Source organism: Aquirufa sp. A-Brett2-W8 (assembly GCF_054558755.1).
The window spans coordinates 122,816-138,495 of record NZ_JBPXKS010000004.1 but is presented as its reverse complement, the minus strand read 5'-3'; the positions used below and the strand labels follow the sequence as shown (position 1 = coordinate 138,495).

The following is a 15,680-nucleotide window of genomic DNA, read 5'->3' as shown; positions in this document are numbered from 1 at the left end:
TCTGTTAGTCTATGTATAGTGTACCGTTTGCTTTTTCTACTTCTACTTTGGCAATCAACGCATTGTATAATGCGGTAAAATAATTCGCTTGTGATTCTTTGATTGATGACTCTGCGTTCAATACCTCTAGGTTCGATCCTACCCCTTGTTGGTATTTCACCCGTGTCACACGTGAAATCTCATTCGCTAAATCTAGGTTCGCTTTTTGTTCTTTCATGGATTCTAAAGCGTTCTTCATCGTAATGCTCGCCTGTGTGCGTTGCATGTCGATGGACGACTTTAGCAAGCCATAGGACTGACGCACCTTTTGCAAGTTGTTAGCCGATTGTACCGCCTTGTATTTCTTAGAGAATCCGTCAAAAATAGGGATCTGCAAAGATATCGTGATGGCGGCATTATCGAACCAAGGTTTGTTGACCAAATCGCTGAATGCGTTCGCTCCCGCGTTATAACCATAGTTTGCATTCAATAGTAAACGGGGCATATAACCAGCCTTGATGCTCTTTAGATCTAATTCCGCTAGGTTTTCTTGCGTTTGCAAGATGGAATATTCGATGCGATTCGCGTAGCTAAACTCACCTACGGCATTCTTATTAAACGTCGTTAATTCCACTTTTTCCAAAGTTTCACTGATAACAATCGGCTCTTCCATTGGATAACCCATTTGGAATTTCAATAAGGAATAGCTCAATTCTTGCAGGCGATTCACGTTCTCTACTTCCGTACGTAAATTATTCGCTTGTACATCCAAACGCTGCACATCGATTTTCTCCACGAAACCTTGTTGATTTAAAGCGCGCGTCTCTTTTAAAAGCGTATCCAGGCGGGCTACATTCAAACGCAATAAACCGATGCGTTTCTCATTCACCATAATCCCAAAATAAGCCTTCGTCACATTCTCCGCCACTTGTTGCTTCGACTGCGTCACTGACTTCACGGCTAAATCTTTGTATACGGAGGAAGCCTTCAAGCCTAATAAATAAGAACCATCAAACACTAATTGGCTCAAACCCACGTTCGCAAAACCCGAATTATCTACCCCAAATTTCGCCGCGATCAATTCTCCCTCTGCCGCAGCAGGATTGAAGATTCTGGCTGGGATGAATACACGTTGCAAGATCAGGTTGTTTGTTAGAGCGAGTGAACCATTGACTTGTGGTAAGCCGATTGCTTTGATCTCGTTGATCTTCGCACTTGCGTTCTGCAAGTCGATTTGGCTATTTTTTATCTGCACCTGATGCGTAATGGCATAGTCCACGGCCTGCTTTAGGCTGAAGGTTTGCGCATTTACGGCCAAGGAGGCTAGTAAAAATAGACCGGCATAAATTTTTCTTAGGCGGATCATTCGTTTAAATTGTTTTGGTAAGATGTGTAAAGTGTTAAACCTTTTTCGGTCAAAATGCCTCGCATGAAAATGTCCATCAGCGTTAGCTGGGTGTCATACAAGGATAATTTATTGTTGGGATAAAAATTTGGGTTGAAGGCTAAATCCACTTCGGCCATCCGTAAGCGCGCTAATAATTCGAAGTCAATATCATTTCTGAAGTACCCGAATTGCGCTCCCTTTTTAAAGTCAGCGATTAAGTTTTTATGAATGCATTTTTCGCCATGCTCGGCGAAAAGTTGATAAGGATTCGGGAAGTATTTTTGAATTTCGTATAACAGACGCGGGTTCATCTGCGTGAATAAATCCTTTGTCATCTCGAAAGACTTAAATATCTTTTCGATTACATTCGGATATAGCCTATCGAGCTCTTCCCATTTCACATCGTCCAGTTCAATGAAGGTTTTAACGACCTCGTAAACCATGGAATCTTTATCCGGAAAATGTTGATAAATCGTTTTTTTGGAAATGCCTAATTCGCTCGCAATCGCATCCATCGTTACGGTCTTGACACCGTAGCGGAAGAATAATTCAGTTCCTTTTTCTAGAATACGCGATTTCATTTGCTTAACCCCTTGATTTATCGGGAAGCAAAACTATGGAAACTTTCAGAGATTACAAAGTTTTCTTGTATTATTTTTAGATAACCGAATGGTTAAATCTGATTAACGGCCAAAATCATCCTGCAAGCGGACGATATCCGATTCATCCGACGGATGCTCCACATCCGTATGTTGCCAAATCTCAGTCACCACGCCCCAGTTATCTAAACCGACTAAACGGTGGCGCATGCCCGTAGGCAACGTGATTAAATCACCCTCTTGATAAACGCCTGGAGCAGATTGCTCATCCGTGCCTGAAATGACAACCCCCACCGGACCCGAATTCACCGTCCAAACTTCCGCTCTGCGGAAATGGTATTGCCAAGACAAACGCTTCTCAGGCGCCACCACTAAGAACTTAGGGCTCAGTTTTTGCGTAATTTGAATCGCATCCATGGAAAGCTGAGGAAAGAATTGTGCAGCAAACTTCGCCGCCTGTGTTTCATCTAATACAAAGAAACCTCCCCAGGGGCGGTTGTGATCTTTGTCAATAATCGTATAGCCTTGAGAGATGATATAGGCTTCGACTTGAGCGAAGACTTCTGAAGCAGGTGTGGTTGCGGTTAAATTCATTTACAAAAATAAAAAAAAGACGGGAGAGCATCCCGTCTTTTCAATAAAATCAAGTTAAAACTTATTATAAGGTCCAGCCGTTGCGGTATTCGCGTCTAACGAATTGGTTCGCCGCATCGAAGTTCGTGATGCGCATGTTAGCTGCATCCCACTCCAGTTTTTGGCGACCCACATATTTCGCATTGCGTCCTTCACCTTCGCGTAACATATACGTACGAATCGCGATGTTACCCATTAAAACAGATTCCGTAAATGGCGCAGCATAATCGAATGGAGAACTTACTTCCATCTTGCCGAAACCAGCCTTACAAGCCTCTACCCACTGTGTATTGTGACCGTTGTCCGCACCTTTCACACGCGCTAAGCTTGCTTTAGGAAGTTCAGACTCATCCACACGTGCACCGTTTTTATATACTTTAGGATTCAAACCATAGGTACCGCAAGTCATGATTCCTTTAGAACCGATTAAGATTACCCCGTTTGATCCATCTGCATCCCCGATCATTTCGGTAGCTGGGATTCCATCTGGATGTGGCGCCCGAAGACCTCCGTCAAACCAAGTTAATTTCACCGGTGAATTATTCTTCTTCGAAGGACCATAGTGTAAAGTTACCATCGAGCTAGGAGGACATCCTTGTGGAATGTATTCCGGCGTCCAATCTTGCAAGAAGACAGAACCTACCGAACATTCTACGTCGATCGCGTCACGGATACCTAACACTTTGAAAGGAGGGTCTAATAAGTGACATCCCATATCGCCTAAGGCACCTGTACCATAATCCCACCAACCTCTCCATTTGAATGGAAGTAAAGCTGGGTTATATTCTCTGTATTTCGCAGGTCCTAACCAAAGATCCCAATCTAACTCTGCCGGCGCTGGAGATCCAGCAGCAGGGTAGGCGATTCCTTGTGGCCATACGGGACGGTTTGTCCAAACATATACTTCTTTTACTTTTCCGATCGCACCGCCATCGAACCATTCCATCATCTTACGAACGCCGTCTCCTGATGAACCCTGGTTACCCATTTGAGTCACCACTTGCATCTCGCGCGCTTTCTCTCCTAGGATACGAGCCTCGTAGATATCATGCGTTAATGGCTTTTGAACATATACGTGTTTCTTACGACGCATCGCTTCCATCGCAATCGTTGCGTGGGTATGGTCTGGCGTAGACACGATAACTGCGTCTACGTTACTACCTTCTTTATCTAAGGCAGCACGGAAGTCGCGGTAAATGTTTGCTTTAGGTAAATCGTTTTTGATTCGAACGATTTGGCGATCATCTACATCGACGATGGCGACGATGTTTTCAGCCCCTTTATTATACGAATTCATGATATCGCTGTAGCCTTTTCCGCCACCACCGATACCCATGATGTTTAATTTGTCTGAAGGAGCAGTGTAACCTTTGCCTAATACATGGCGAGGTACAATGTAGAAACTGGCTGCGGCTAATCCGGCTTTTTGCAGGAAGTTCCGTCTTGAATTATTACTCATGTTAGATAGGTTTTAAAGATTGGATGTAAGTTTGTAAAAAAAATGTAGAAAACAAAAAAAGGGGTCAGCTTTCGCTAACCCCATTCCGTATAGAACAGGAGAATGTTACTATTCAGCCTTTTTAGAGGATTTCTTCTCTAATTTTTTAATCGCTTGTTCTCTCTCAGCGCCTTCCATTTGCTCTTTTAAAGCAGATAATGCACCGATATCGCCCATAGTCGATTTCTCAGCTGTTGCAGTCGCTGGCTTATTTTCCGCCGACTTCGTTGCTTTTTTCTTCTCTGGTTTCGCAGCAGCAGCATCAGCCGCTACTTCTTCAGCCGTAGCTACTGTGAAGGTACGTGTGTGAGATAAGATGATCTTACGCTCTTCTTTGTGGAATTCTGTTACCACGAAGTCTAACGCCTCACCTACCTCAGCCACTGACTCATCTGCCTTGGTTAACTGCTTCAAAGGAGCTAGTCCTTCGATACCGTAAGGCAATTCTAATACACCGAACTTGTCGTTCTTAGAAATGATCGTTGCTTTTTGTGTAGAACCTAAAGTGAACACACTTTCAAATGTATCCCAAGGGTTTTCCTCTAATTGCTTGTGACCTAAAGCTAAACGACGGCTATTCGCGTCTAGTTCGATAACAATAACATCTAAAGCATCACCTACTTTAACGAATTCAGATGGGTGCTTGATTTTCTTCGTCCAAGACAAATCAGAAACGTGAACTAAACCGTCGATTCCTTCTTCTAATTCTAAGAATAAACCGAAGTTAGTTAAGTTACGAACCGTTCCTTTGTGCTTCGTACCGATCGCGTATTTCGCTAATAAATCAGTCTTAGTCCAAGGATCTTCTGTTAATTGCTTGATACCTAAAGACATCTTGCGCTCAGAACGATCTAATGTTAACACAACTGCTTCCATTTCATCGCCTACTTTCAAGAAATCTTGTGGGTTACGTAAGTGTTGAGACCATGACATCTCTGACACGTGGATTAAACCTTCTACGCCTGGCAATACTTCTAAGAAAGCACCGTAATCAGCTACGTTAACGATTTTACCTTTCACTTTCGTTCCTACTTCAGTTGTAACAGCTAAAGCTTCCCAAGGGTGCGCTTGTAATTGCTTCATACCTAAAGAGATACGTTTTTTGTTTTCGTCGAAGTCTAATACCACTACTTGGATTTTTTGATCCAATTTCAACACCTCTTGTGGGTGGCTGATGCGACCCCATGAGATATCTGTGATGTGAAGTAAACCATCTACACCACCTAAATCGATGAACACACCGAAATTAGTCATGTTTTTGATCACACCTTCTAGTACTTGACCTTTATCTAAGTTCGTTAAGATTGTTTGACGTTGAGCCTCTAGATCCTTCTCGATTAATACTTTGTGAGATACAACTACGTTGTCATTTGTGTGGTTGATTTTAACCACCTTAACCTCCATGTTTTTGCCTACGAAAATATCGAAGTCACGGATAGGCTTCACATCAATTTGAGAACCAGGTAAGAACGCCTCGATTCCAAAGATGTCTACGATTAAACCACCTTTAGTACGGCGCTTAACGAAACCATTGATGATCGTATCTTCTTCTAATGCTTTCTCGATGTTCGTCCATGCACCCATCACCTTAGCTAACTTACGTGACAACGTTAATTGTCCGTTTGCGTCTTCTTGGTTCTCGATGTATACTTCAACCTCGTCACCAGCCTTTAAATCCGGCATATCGCGGAATTCAGAAGCAGATACTAAACCATCAGATTTGAATCCAATGTTAATGATTACTTCTCGGTCAGTCTTGCTTACCACAATACCTTTCACCACTTCCTTCTCCGTGACCGAATTCAAGGTTGCTTCGATAGCAGCCTCCATTTTTTCTTTTTGATCCGCTGTATAACTACCGCCGAAACCTTTTCCTTCAACTAAATCCCAGTCGAAATCTTTTTTTACTTTTGACATAAATGAGTGCCCTTTTGACTTTCGCCTACATCAACAAGCTGGGCTAACTTGCTGAAATTAAGTTTGAAACAATTTTTAATTTGGGGTGCAAAGCTACGAAGAATTATTTTATTTTACATCTTTTGTGGTAAATTGAATCCACAAACCTGTTTAACCTATGAAATATTGCTTTTTAGCCCTTTTTTTCTTGTCCCAAAACCTAGTAGCCATGAATAATCCAGGAACACCATTCGGCCAAACGCCTGCGGGCGAGTCTGTTACCTTATATACTTTAAAGAACTCCCAAGGAATGGAAGTTCGAATCATGAATTACGGGGGCATCATCCAAAAAATCTTAACACCGGACCGCAGTGGAAAAATCGAAGACGTGGTGTTGGGATTTGAGACTTTGGCAGAATACATTAAAGACACTCCCTATTTCGGAGCGATCGTGGGCCGATTCGGAAACCGCATCGCAAACGGAAAATTTACCTTAGAGGGCAAGGAATATACCTTAGCTTCCCAAAACAACGGCCAACACCTGCACGGCGGCCTGATCGGATTCGATAAGAAGGTGTGGAAAGTGGTCGAAGCGACGGAAAGCAAGCTCGCGCTTACGTATGTTTCGAAAGACCTGGAAGAGGGATTCCCTGGAAACCTAAGCGTAAAAATGACCTATACCTTATCGGAAGACAATGAAATAAGTATCGCTTATGAAGCGACCACGGATAAGGCAACGGTCTTGAACTTGAGTAATCACTCCTACTTTAATTTGAGCGGGAACGCGAAACGCGATATTTTGAATCAAGAAATGCAGATTAATGCCTCTCGATTAGTGGCGGTGAATAAAGTATTAATTCCGACGGGCGCGCTTACACCAGTGGCAGGAACGCCATTCGATTTCACGAAACCGCATGTCGTAGGAGAACGCATTAATGATACCTCTTCCGAGCAGATTGCCTTAGGCGGAGGCTATGATCATTGCTGGGCTTTGGATAAGTCTTTGGGATCTTATGCAAAAATCGCGACGGTCGTTGAACCTATATCAGGACGCAAGATGGTGGTTTCTACGGATCAGCCCGGGGTTCAGTTTTATACAGGGAATTTCTTGGATGGACATTTGACGGGAAAATACGGGGTGCAGATTACGAAGCGCCACGGCCTATGTTTAGAGACGGAACATTTCCCAGATTCGCCTAATCAGCCTTCATTTCCTAGCACGGTTTTGCGTCCAGGAGAGGTGTATAAAACAAAGACAGCCTATCAGTTTGGGGTGAACTAAAGCCTTTTCGCTTCGTTCCAGTAGATATCCATTTCTGCCAAAGTCATTTCGGAAAGCGCCTGGCCATTCTCTGCCGCGCGCTTTTCGAGGTGCTGAAAGCGTTTGATGAACTTTCTATTCGTCCGCTCTACGGCGGTTTCCGGATTAATATCGATGAATCGGGCAAAGTTGACCAAGCTAAAGATCAAATCCCCTAACTCGCCTTCCGCCTCCGCCTTCCCGGCTTCGTCTAATTCTTTGCCCACAAAAGTCTCTTTGAATTCACCCAGCTCCTCCTCCACTTTCTCCCACACCTGTTCTTTTTCTTCCCAGTCAAAACCCGCTCCGCGCGCCTTTTCCTGAATGCGCATCGCCTTCACGAGCGCTGGCAATGAACCTGGAACTCCGCCTAAAACGGATTTATTACCTTCCTTTAATTTTAAGGCCTCCCAATTCTGCTTTACCTGCTCCTCGGTTTCGGCCACGACGTCGCCGTAAATATGCGGATGGCGGCCGATGAGTTTTTCGCATAGCCCGTTCAAAACGTCGGTCACATCGAAAGCCCCTTTTTCAGAACCGATTTTACTGTAAAATACTAAATGAAGGAAAAGGTCCCCTATTTCTTTGCGAATCTCGGTCAGATCGTTTTCCATGATCGCATCCGAAAGCTCGTAAGTTTCCTCGATGGTTAAGTGGCGTAAAGACTCCAGTGTCTGCTTCTTGTCCCAAGGGCATTTCTCCCGCAGGTCATCCATCATCACTAGTAATCGGTCAAATGCCTCCGCGGCCTTCGGGTATTTCATTCTTACGGGTTCAGAGCGTATACGCGAATGTAGTCGATTTGGAATTTATTAGGGAAAATCGTGTCATCCACCCCTTTTTGTCCACCCCAGTTTCCACCGATTGCTAGGTTCATTAAGATATGTTGTTTCTTGTCAAAAGGCCATTGTTCCCAACCACCCTTCGGGTTTTTAAACTCAAAATATTGCTTATCATCTACGAAAGCGCGAACATAATCTGGCGTCCAATCCACACGGAACGTATGGTATTCCGTATTCCATTTATCCACCGTTGTCGTCGCTGTCTTCTGAGTCCCTATTATATGATTGAATGCTTTGGTATGAACACTAGCATGAAAAACACCAGGATCGTAACCTACGTGTTCTAAGATATCGATCTCACCATTGTCTGGCCAATATTGTGTTCCATAATCGGATTGGCTTGCAAGCATCCAAATCGCTGGCCAGTTTCCACGGCCCGCAGGGATTTTTGCTTTGGCCTCTATGCGACCATATAAGAAGTCATTTTTGCCTTTCGTCACGATACGAGCGGACGTATAAGCACTCGAACCAGCCGTTTCCTTGATCGCTTCGATGGTTAAAATACCATTCTCGATATGCGCATTTTTGATATTTGCATTCGTATAGTTCTGAAGCTCATTATTTCCCCAGCCACTATTTCCTACATCATAACCCCATTTTGCAGGATCTGGTAAACCGTCTTTTTCGAATTCATCTGCCCAAAAAGGCGTCGTCGCAAACGTATATTCCTTAGGGGGAACGATGGGTAAATCAAGAACATTAATCTTCGGAGCGGCGGGCTCGTCCGATTTACAAGAGAGGGTGCTTAGGCTGAAGATGATGAGTGCTAGTCGTAACATAGTAGGGGGTTGATTTTTTCCAAAAATAGTATTTCCCTCCGAATTTTCCTCTCCATTATTCGTATATTTCGAGATGGATTTCAAATTGACCTCTTCTTACCAGCCCACCGGTGATCAACCCGAAGCGATTCGGCAATTAGTCGAGGGAATTAGGAAAGAAGAACAAGCCCAAACCCTATTAGGCGTAACCGGTTCCGGAAAGACGTTTACGATTGCGAATGTAATCCAGCAGACGAATCGGCCTACGCTGATTTTGAGCCATAATAAGACCCTCGCCGCCCAATTATACGGGGAGTTCAAGCATTTCTTCCCAGAAAATGCGGTCGAATATTTTATCTCTTATTACGATTATTACCAGCCCGAGGCCTTCATCGCCTCTACGGGAACCTATATAGAAAAAGATCTCTCGATTAATCAGGAGATTGAAAAGTTGCGTTTGGCGACGACCTCGTCCTTGATGTCTGGCCGCCGCGACATCATTGTGATTGCCTCGGTTTCCTGCATTTATGGTATGGGAAATCCGGAGGAATACCGAAATTCCATTATGCGCATTGCGGTGGGAGATACGATTTCTCGGAACCAGTTTTTGTTCCGTTTGGTGGAGATTCTCTACGCTCGGACCGAAGGCGAATTTCTGCGTGGAACGTTCCGTGTTAAAGGGGATACGGTCGATATTTTCTTAGCCTATGCGGACTTCGGATATCGCTTTGTGTTTTTTGGCGATGAGATCGAGGAGATCCACCGCATCGACCCCTGGACGGGCAAGAAGATTTCTTCGGAGACGATGGTGGCCGTTTTCCCCGCGAATTTATTCGTGACCGGTCGCGACACCTTGAACAACGCGATCTCCCATATTCAGGAAGATTTAGTGAACCAGATCTCGTATTTCGGCCGCGAAGGACGTCTGACGGAGGCGGAACGCATTAAGCAGCGGACGGAGTTTGACTTAGAAATGATGCGCGAACTCGGTTACTGCTCGGGCATTGAGAATTATTCCCGGTATTTTGACCAAAGAAAATCCGGCCAGCGCCCCTTCTGTCTTTTGGACTTCTTCCCTGACGATTTCTTAATGGTGGTAGACGAAAGCCACGCCTCCATGCCCCAAATCCGGGCGATGTACGGCGGCGACCGCTCCCGCAAAGAATCCTTAGTGGAATATGGTTTCCGCTTGCCATCGGCGATGGATAATCGACCACTTAAATTTGAAGAATTCGAAGATGTCATCGGCCAAACCATCTTCGTCTCCGCCACCCCATCCGATTACGAATTACGCCGTTCGGAAGGAGTTGTGGTCGAGCAAATCATTCGACCTACGGGTCTTTTGGACCCCTTGATCGAAGTGCGTCCTACGAAAAACCAAATCGATAATTTACTCGAAGAGGTCTACGACCGCATTAAGAAAAACGAGCGGGTTTTAATCACGACTTTGACCAAACGGATGGCGGAAGAGCTATCGAAATACCTCGACCGCGTAGGCGTCAAATGCCAGTACATTCACTCCGAAGTGAAGACTCTTGAACGCGTCGAGATTCTTCGAAATTTACGTTTAGGTGTCATCGACGTCTTAGTGGGGGTGAACTTATTAAGGGAAGGCTTGGACTTACCGGAAGTTTCCTTGGTAGCCATTATGGATGCGGATAAAGAAGGATTCCTGCGCGACATTCGTTCCTTGATCCAGACCATCGGTCGTGCCGCGCGTAATGAAAATGGCAAGGTATTAATGTATGGAGATAAGATCACGGGTTCGATGGAACTGGCGATCTCGGAAACTAACCGCCGCCGCGCCATTCAAATGGCCTATAATGAGAAGCACGGAATTACGCCTAAAACGATTTGGCGTTCACATGACGAAATCATGGAGCAAACTTCCATCGCAGATCGTTTGGCAAAGCCTACAAAAAACTATACTATTTATCCGGATCAAGCGCCGGTCGCTGCCGATCCTCTTTTGGCCTATATGAAACCGGCAGAGCTGAAAAAGCAATCCGAAACCATTCGAAAAGAGATGGAGAAAGCGGCGCGGGATCTCGATTTCCCACTAGCGGCCAGATTGCGCGACGAATTAGTGGTGATCGAATCGATGCTGGCTTAGTTTCAGCGCACACACATTCCGGACTTGTTGCAAATAATTTTGTTGGAAAATCCATTCATATTCCGCTGTCATCGGATCAGTTAGCGTGAAGCGGAGGCTTTCCTTAGGACCCATTTGGGCCAAACGAGGAAGATCTGCGGATATCACATGCGCCACGCGGGGATAGCCACCCGTGGTTTGATGCGCCGCCATTAATACCACGAGCTGACCGGAGGGAAGCAACTGAATGGTTCCCGCAGTGACCGCAGAGGATAACAGGGGCGTGGCAGACGCTGTTTTTAAAGGAGCTTGAATGAGCTGATAACCCATTCGATTCGAGATCGCCGAGATGGCAAAATCCTTACTTAATAAGGTTTGTTGTGAACAGGCTTTCAGGTGATCCCATTCCCGTCCGCACAGAATCCGAATAGGGTCGTTACTTAATACATTTTCTGGCGCCATCGACCAAGGCATGATTTTAATGCGCGACACTTGTTCATCTTTCAGTTCTCGGGTGGCGACGTAGACGCGCATGCCAGTTACGGGTTTCTTACAGCTCAAAATAGTGCCAGGAGGCACTTTAATCGGCTGATTCAGGGGGACCGAAACCTCATTTAAGTGGGCGCTAAAATCCGCTCCACAAATGGCTACTAATGTGCTCGTCTCGAATTCATAAACACCCGCCGGGAAGTGCATTTCCAGCACCTTGTCGTATAAATCATTGCCCACAAGGGCATTGGCTAATTGTAGTGAAAACGTGTCCATTCCGCCTCCAGGTGGGATTCCCTGATGTTGCAGGCCAAAGATGGGAAGACTCTGCAGCGAATCAAATAAGCCTTTTTTTATGTTTTTCATGAGCGCTGTGGGATAAAACGGACGCGATCACCTACCTGGAAAAGCGGCAAACCATCGGGAAGCAGATCGGTAGTCGTGCGGCCTATAATTTGCCAGCCACCCGGCGAAGTGCTCGGATAAATGCCCGTTTGATTCCCCGCAAGACCGATATCTCCCGGCTGGATAGTTACCGGCGTTTCTTTGCGCGCCACGGTGATGCGCTCATCGGTGGTGCCCATATAGGCGAAGCCGGGTAAGAAGCCCAGAAAATAGACCTGGTATTCTTTTTCACTGTGAATGTGGATGATTTCCGACTCGCTAAGTCCGCAAGCCACAGCTACGGCAGCTAAATCGGGACCTTCATATAGGCAAGGAATTTTGTGGATGCGACCTTCTGGAGTCACCGCTGAAAAAGGCTCGGCTAATTTTTCCTCGACCAGCGTTTTCATTCCAGCCAAACCTTGAAAACGACTCGCCACATAGCCTAAATCAAAGACGATGGTTAGGCTCGTATAGGCGGGGATCAAGTCCAACGTGCCCGGCAATGGATTTGTTTGGAATTGGTAGAAACGCCGAATCACCTCTTCATGGAATTCCATGCTGATTTCGTTCCCGAATTCGATCGTGATCGCTGTGTCGCCTAGTTCGTAGATTTGGTTTTTCATGCGGTTTAATTCCAAAGTAATTTAGTATTTTTAGGCAAATATCCCCCTATGAATAAGATCCTATTTTTCCTCCTCACTCTCGTAGCGTTCACGGCGCGTTCTCAGGAGGATTATGCTGATTTTTATGCCAAAAGAGAGGCAAGCCTCAAGTCCGAAACCGGCTGGTTGAATTTAGCGGGACTTTTTGGCTTAAAGAGGGAGAAAACACCATCGGCGGGGCGGAATCGAACGACTTTGTCTTTCCACACGCGGAGGCATCTCTCGGCAAAGTGATACTACAAAATAATCAAGTCATTTATAATGGCCAGGTAGTCTACCCTTACTCAGGAGCGAAGCCTACGGTTATTTCGCATCAATCGCTACGCTGGTTTATCATTCAACGCGGGGATAAATATGCGATTCGCTTACGGGATTTAGAGGGGGAATACCTGAAGGCATTTCAGGGGATTGAACATTTTCCCGCAGATCCGAAATGGAAGATAAACGCAAAATTCATTCCCACGGTGGGTAAAAAAGTAACCATCATCGATATTACGGGTCGCTCCTACCAAGAAGATTCACCCGGTTTATTGGAATTTACGATCGACGGCAAAACGTATCGCTTAGAGGCAGGGCCGGGGGAGACGAAGGAGGATTTCTTTGTCGTTTTTGGCGATGCTACGAACAAAACATCTACCTATGGTGGAGGCCGTTTTATGGACACGAAAGGTTTCAATCCGGACGGAACGGTCACACTAGATTTCAATAAGGCCTATAATCCGCCTTGTGCCTTCACTCCATTCGCGACTTGTCCGCTGCCTACGAAGGAAAATAAATTGATAATCGCTATTCTAGCTGGGGAGAAAAACGCAGGGCACCACTAAAATCCGGTGGTAATTTCGTATTTTTGAGACCCTAATTGATTAGCCCAAAACCAATGGATTACCTAGCTGGCCTGAACGAGCCTCAACGAAAAGCAGTCGAATATATTGATGGTCCTTTGATGATCATCGCCGGCGCCGGTTCTGGAAAGACCCGCGTGCTGACGTATCGCACGGCGCATTTGATTGAGACAGGCGTGGATCCATTTGCCATCCTACTTTTGACTTTTACGAATAAAGCAGCGGGCGAGATGCGTCACCGGATTGAAACGGTGATCGGTTCTGCGGCTAAGAATATTTGGATGGGGACTTTTCACTCGATTTTTGCCAAAATTCTTCGTTTCGAAGGCACCCGTCTCGGCTATACCTCGAACTTTTCTATTTATGATACAGACGATTCGAAATCCCTGATCCGCGCACTCATTAAGGAGAAGAATTTAGACGATAAAATCTACAAGGTTAATTTAGTTTTGAACCGCATCTCGAATGCGAAGAACCGCTTGATCGGTCCGGCGCAATACATGGGATCTTCGATTTTATCGGAAGAAGATCGCCTAGCCCGCATTCCGGCGCTGGGGGAATTATATCAGTTATATTGTGCCCGTTGTTTCGCAGCGAATGCGATGGATTTTGATGATTTATTGTTCCAAACAAACATCCTCTTCCGAGATCATTTAGACGTTTTAAATAAATACCAACACAAGTTCAAGCACGTGATGGTCGATGAGTTTCAAGATACTAACGTCTCCCAGTATTTAATCACGAAGAAATTATCCGCCGTAAATCGCAATATCTGCGTAGTGGGCGATGATGCGCAGTCGATTTATGCCTTCCGCGGTGCGGATATCCAAAATATCCTGAACTTCGAGCGCGACTACTCAGATTTAATGACCATTAAATTAGAGGAGAATTACCGTTCCACGAAGGCGATTGTCGCGGTGGCGAATTCGATTATTTCTCGCAATAAAAATCAATTAAAGAAAGACGTTTTCACCTCGAACGAGGATGGAGATGATATCGAAATCATTCGTGCATCGAGCGATAACGAGGAAGGACGCATGATTGCGTCGACGATTTTTGAGGCAGCTCAAAAAGAGAATTTAAAGTGGACGGACTTCGCCATTTTATACCGCACAAATGCCCAATCACGCTCTTTTGAGGAGGCCTTGCGCCGTTTAAATATCAAATACCGCATCATTGGAGGCGTTTCTTTCTACCAACGCAAGGAGATCAAGGACGTGCTCGGCTATTTGCGTTTTACGGTCAATCAAAACGATGAGGAGGCCTTCAAGCGCATCATCAATTTGCCTAAACGCGGGATCGGTGATACAACCATTGCGAAAATTGTGGTGACGGCGGCGGAGAATAAGGTGCCGGTTTGGGACATTGTTTCTAACATCGGGCAATTTAATGCGGCTCGCGGAAGCGCGGGAATCGAGGCATTCTCAGATTTGATCAAGTCCTTTAAGTTGATGGTCGAAGTAGAGCAAAAAGATGCCTACGAGGTGGCGAACCACGTGGCAAAAGCATCTGGATTGATGCGCGAATTATATGAGGATAAGACCGTAGAAGGATTAGCGCGTTACCAAAACTTACAAGAATTACTCAATGCCATTAAATCCTTCGTGGATAATCCGGAGAATGAAGATAAATCCCTTTCGACTTTCTTGCAATCCGTTTCTTTATTGACAAACGCCGATGCGGATGAAGATCCAGCGGATCGCGATAAGGTGACTTTGATGACGATTCACTCGGCGAAGGGTTTGGAATTCAATCGGGTCTTTTTAGTGGGGTTAGAGGAGGATTTATTTCCGTCCCAAATGATGTTGCAATCCCAGCAGGACCTCGAAGAGGAGCGTCGCTTGTTTTATGTGGCGGTCACTCGGGCAGAGAAAAAATTGATGATATCCTATGCGGAATCGCGTTACCAGTTTGGTCGCTTGAAGGCTTGCGAGCCGAGTCGCTTCTTGAATGAATTAGACCCTAATTTTGTGAAGATGGCGAAGCCAGCAGGCGCGCGCAAGGAAGTTTCCAGCTTCCGCCCCGTCCAAAAAACGGGTTTCTCTGCAAAGCCAGCTCCATCCGCGGCACAATTGATTCAAAAACCAACGACGAACACGAATTACCAGCACGTCGTTTCCACGAATTTCCAGGCGACAGATGCCTTAGCTTTAGCTGCCGGCCAAAAAGTCGAGCACGCTAAATTCGGTTTCGGTCTCATCAAACGCATTGATGTGAATGGCGCCGAGCGCAAAGCAGTGATTGATTTTGAAAAGGGGGTAGGCGAAAAAACGCTCTTGTTGAGCTTCGCGAAACTGATGATCGTTACCTAATTCG

14 protein-coding genes are annotated in these 15,680 nt (G+C 45.5%); 5 read left to right on the top strand and 9 right to left on the bottom strand.

Annotated features, from left to right (window positions below):
* Positions 1 to 4: 4 nt before the first annotated feature.
* The 5 genes from ACST13_RS04205 to rpsA all read right to left on the bottom strand — a co-directional run bounded on the left by ACST13_RS04205 (position 5) and on the right by rpsA (position 6,013).
* The gene (locus ACST13_RS04205) at positions 5 to 1,345 is read right to left on the bottom strand and encodes a TolC family protein (RefSeq protein WP_459521975.1); all 1,341 of its coding nucleotides are present in this window, start codon (positions 1,343 to 1,345) and stop codon (positions 5 to 7) included.
* Entirely contained in the window at positions 1,342 to 1,947 is a 606-nt protein-coding gene (locus ACST13_RS04200) for a TetR/AcrR family transcriptional regulator (RefSeq protein WP_459521974.1), read from the bottom strand. The genes ACST13_RS04205 and ACST13_RS04200 overlap by 4 nt, the downstream gene beginning before the upstream one ends.
* 102 nt (positions 1,948 to 2,049) lie before the next feature.
* On the bottom strand, positions 2,050 to 2,559 hold the full coding sequence (locus ACST13_RS04195) for a cupin domain-containing protein (protein WP_459521973.1): 510 nt from the start codon (positions 2,557 to 2,559) through the stop codon (positions 2,050 to 2,052).
* 64 nt (positions 2,560 to 2,623) lie between these two features.
* The gene (locus tag ACST13_RS04190) at positions 2,624 to 4,057 is read right to left on the bottom strand and encodes a Gfo/Idh/MocA family protein (RefSeq protein ID WP_459462658.1); all 1,434 of its coding nucleotides are present in this window, start codon (positions 4,055 to 4,057) and stop codon (positions 2,624 to 2,626) included.
* A gap of 108 nt (positions 4,058 to 4,165) precedes the next feature.
* Positions 4,166 to 6,013, bottom strand: a complete 1,848-nt coding sequence (rpsA, locus tag ACST13_RS04185; protein WP_459521972.1) for a 30S ribosomal protein S1 — start codon at positions 6,011 to 6,013, stop codon at positions 4,166 to 4,168.
* A gap of 157 nt (positions 6,014 to 6,170) precedes the next feature.
* Between rpsA and ACST13_RS04180 the strand changes: the two genes are divergently transcribed.
* A complete protein-coding gene (locus tag ACST13_RS04180) occupies positions 6,171 to 7,274 on the top strand; it encodes an aldose epimerase family protein (protein ID WP_459521971.1) in 1,104 nt (367 codons plus the stop codon).
* On the opposite strand, the gene mazG is transcribed toward ACST13_RS04180, so the two are convergent.
* Positions 7,271 to 8,056, bottom strand: a complete 786-nt coding sequence (gene mazG / locus ACST13_RS04175; RefSeq protein ID WP_459521970.1) for a nucleoside triphosphate pyrophosphohydrolase — start codon at positions 8,054 to 8,056, stop codon at positions 7,271 to 7,273. The two genes, ACST13_RS04180 and mazG, sit on opposite strands and share 4 nt — an antisense overlap.
* 2 nt (positions 8,057 to 8,058) lie before the next feature.
* Positions 8,059 to 8,913: a glycoside hydrolase family 16 protein gene (locus ACST13_RS04170; protein WP_459521969.1), complete on the bottom strand. Its 855-nt coding sequence runs from the start codon at positions 8,911 to 8,913 to the stop codon at positions 8,059 to 8,061.
* Between the two features lie 73 nt (positions 8,914 to 8,986).
* Between ACST13_RS04170 and uvrB the strand changes: the two genes are divergently transcribed.
* Complete coding sequence (uvrB, locus tag ACST13_RS04165; RefSeq protein ID WP_459521968.1) at positions 8,987 to 11,005, top strand: excinuclease ABC subunit UvrB; 2,019 nt, start codon at positions 8,987 to 8,989, stop codon at positions 11,003 to 11,005.
* Here uvrB and ACST13_RS04160 read toward each other — a convergent pair.
* Entirely contained in the window at positions 10,976 to 11,839 is an 864-nt protein-coding gene (locus ACST13_RS04160) for a 5-oxoprolinase subunit C family protein (protein WP_459521967.1), read from the bottom strand. The two genes, uvrB and ACST13_RS04160, sit on opposite strands and share 30 nt — an antisense overlap.
* Entirely contained in the window at positions 11,836 to 12,483 is a 648-nt protein-coding gene (pxpB, locus tag ACST13_RS04155; protein WP_459521966.1) for a 5-oxoprolinase subunit PxpB, read from the bottom strand. Before pxpB ends, ACST13_RS04160 begins: the two co-directional genes overlap by 4 nt.
* A 48-nt stretch (positions 12,484 to 12,531) precedes the next feature.
* Between pxpB and ACST13_RS04150 the strand changes: the two genes are divergently transcribed.
* Genes ACST13_RS04150 through ACST13_RS04140 form a run of 3 tightly spaced genes read left to right on the top strand, consistent with a single transcriptional unit; the run spans position 12,532 to position 15,676 of the window.
* Positions 12,532 to 12,756, top strand: a complete 225-nt coding sequence (locus ACST13_RS04150) for a hypothetical protein (RefSeq protein ID WP_459521965.1) — start codon at positions 12,532 to 12,534, stop codon at positions 12,754 to 12,756.
* Positions 12,753 to 13,346 carry a DUF1684 domain-containing protein gene (locus tag ACST13_RS04145; protein ID WP_459521964.1) on the top strand — a complete coding sequence of 198 codons (594 nt, stop codon included), beginning with the start codon at positions 12,753 to 12,755 and terminating at the stop codon, positions 13,344 to 13,346. Before ACST13_RS04150 ends, ACST13_RS04145 begins: the two co-directional genes overlap by 4 nt.
* Positions 13,347 to 13,399: 53 nt before the next feature.
* Positions 13,400 to 15,676, top strand: a complete 2,277-nt coding sequence (locus ACST13_RS04140) for an ATP-dependent helicase (protein WP_459521963.1) — start codon at positions 13,400 to 13,402, stop codon at positions 15,674 to 15,676.
* Positions 15,677 to 15,680 lie beyond the last annotated feature (4 nt).

Coding starts and splice junctions, on each gene's coding strand:
- ACST13_RS04205 (WP_459521975.1), bottom strand. CDS start 1,345: ATGATCCGCCTAAGAAAAATTTATGCCGGTCTATTTTTACTAGCCTCC.
- ACST13_RS04200 (WP_459521974.1), bottom strand. CDS start 1,947: ATGAAATCGCGTATTCTAGAAAAAGGAACTGAATTATTCTTCCGCTAC.
- ACST13_RS04195 (WP_459521973.1), bottom strand. CDS start 2,559: ATGAATTTAACCGCAACCACACCTGCTTCAGAAGTCTTCGCTCAAGTC.
- ACST13_RS04190 (WP_459462658.1), bottom strand. CDS start 4,057: ATGAGTAATAATTCAAGACGGAACTTCCTGCAAAAAGCCGGATTAGCC.
- rpsA (WP_459521972.1), bottom strand. CDS start 6,013: ATGTCAAAAGTAAAAAAAGATTTCGACTGGGATTTAGTTGAAGGAAAA.
- ACST13_RS04180 (WP_459521971.1), top strand. CDS start 6,171: ATGAAATATTGCTTTTTAGCCCTTTTTTTCTTGTCCCAAAACCTAGTA.
- mazG (WP_459521970.1), bottom strand. CDS start 8,056: ATGAAATACCCGAAGGCCGCGGAGGCATTTGACCGATTACTAGTGATG.
- ACST13_RS04170 (WP_459521969.1), bottom strand. CDS start 8,913: ATGTTACGACTAGCACTCATCATCTTCAGCCTAAGCACCCTCTCTTGT.
- uvrB (WP_459521968.1), top strand. CDS start 8,987: ATGGATTTCAAATTGACCTCTTCTTACCAGCCCACCGGTGATCAACCC.
- ACST13_RS04160 (WP_459521967.1), bottom strand. CDS start 11,839: ATGAAAAACATAAAAAAAGGCTTATTTGATTCGCTGCAGAGTCTTCCC.
- pxpB (WP_459521966.1), bottom strand. CDS start 12,483: ATGAAAAACCAAATCTACGAACTAGGCGACACAGCGATCACGATCGAA.
- ACST13_RS04150 (WP_459521965.1), top strand. CDS start 12,532: ATGAATAAGATCCTATTTTTCCTCCTCACTCTCGTAGCGTTCACGGCG.
- ACST13_RS04140 (WP_459521963.1), top strand. CDS start 13,400: ATGGATTACCTAGCTGGCCTGAACGAGCCTCAACGAAAAGCAGTCGAA.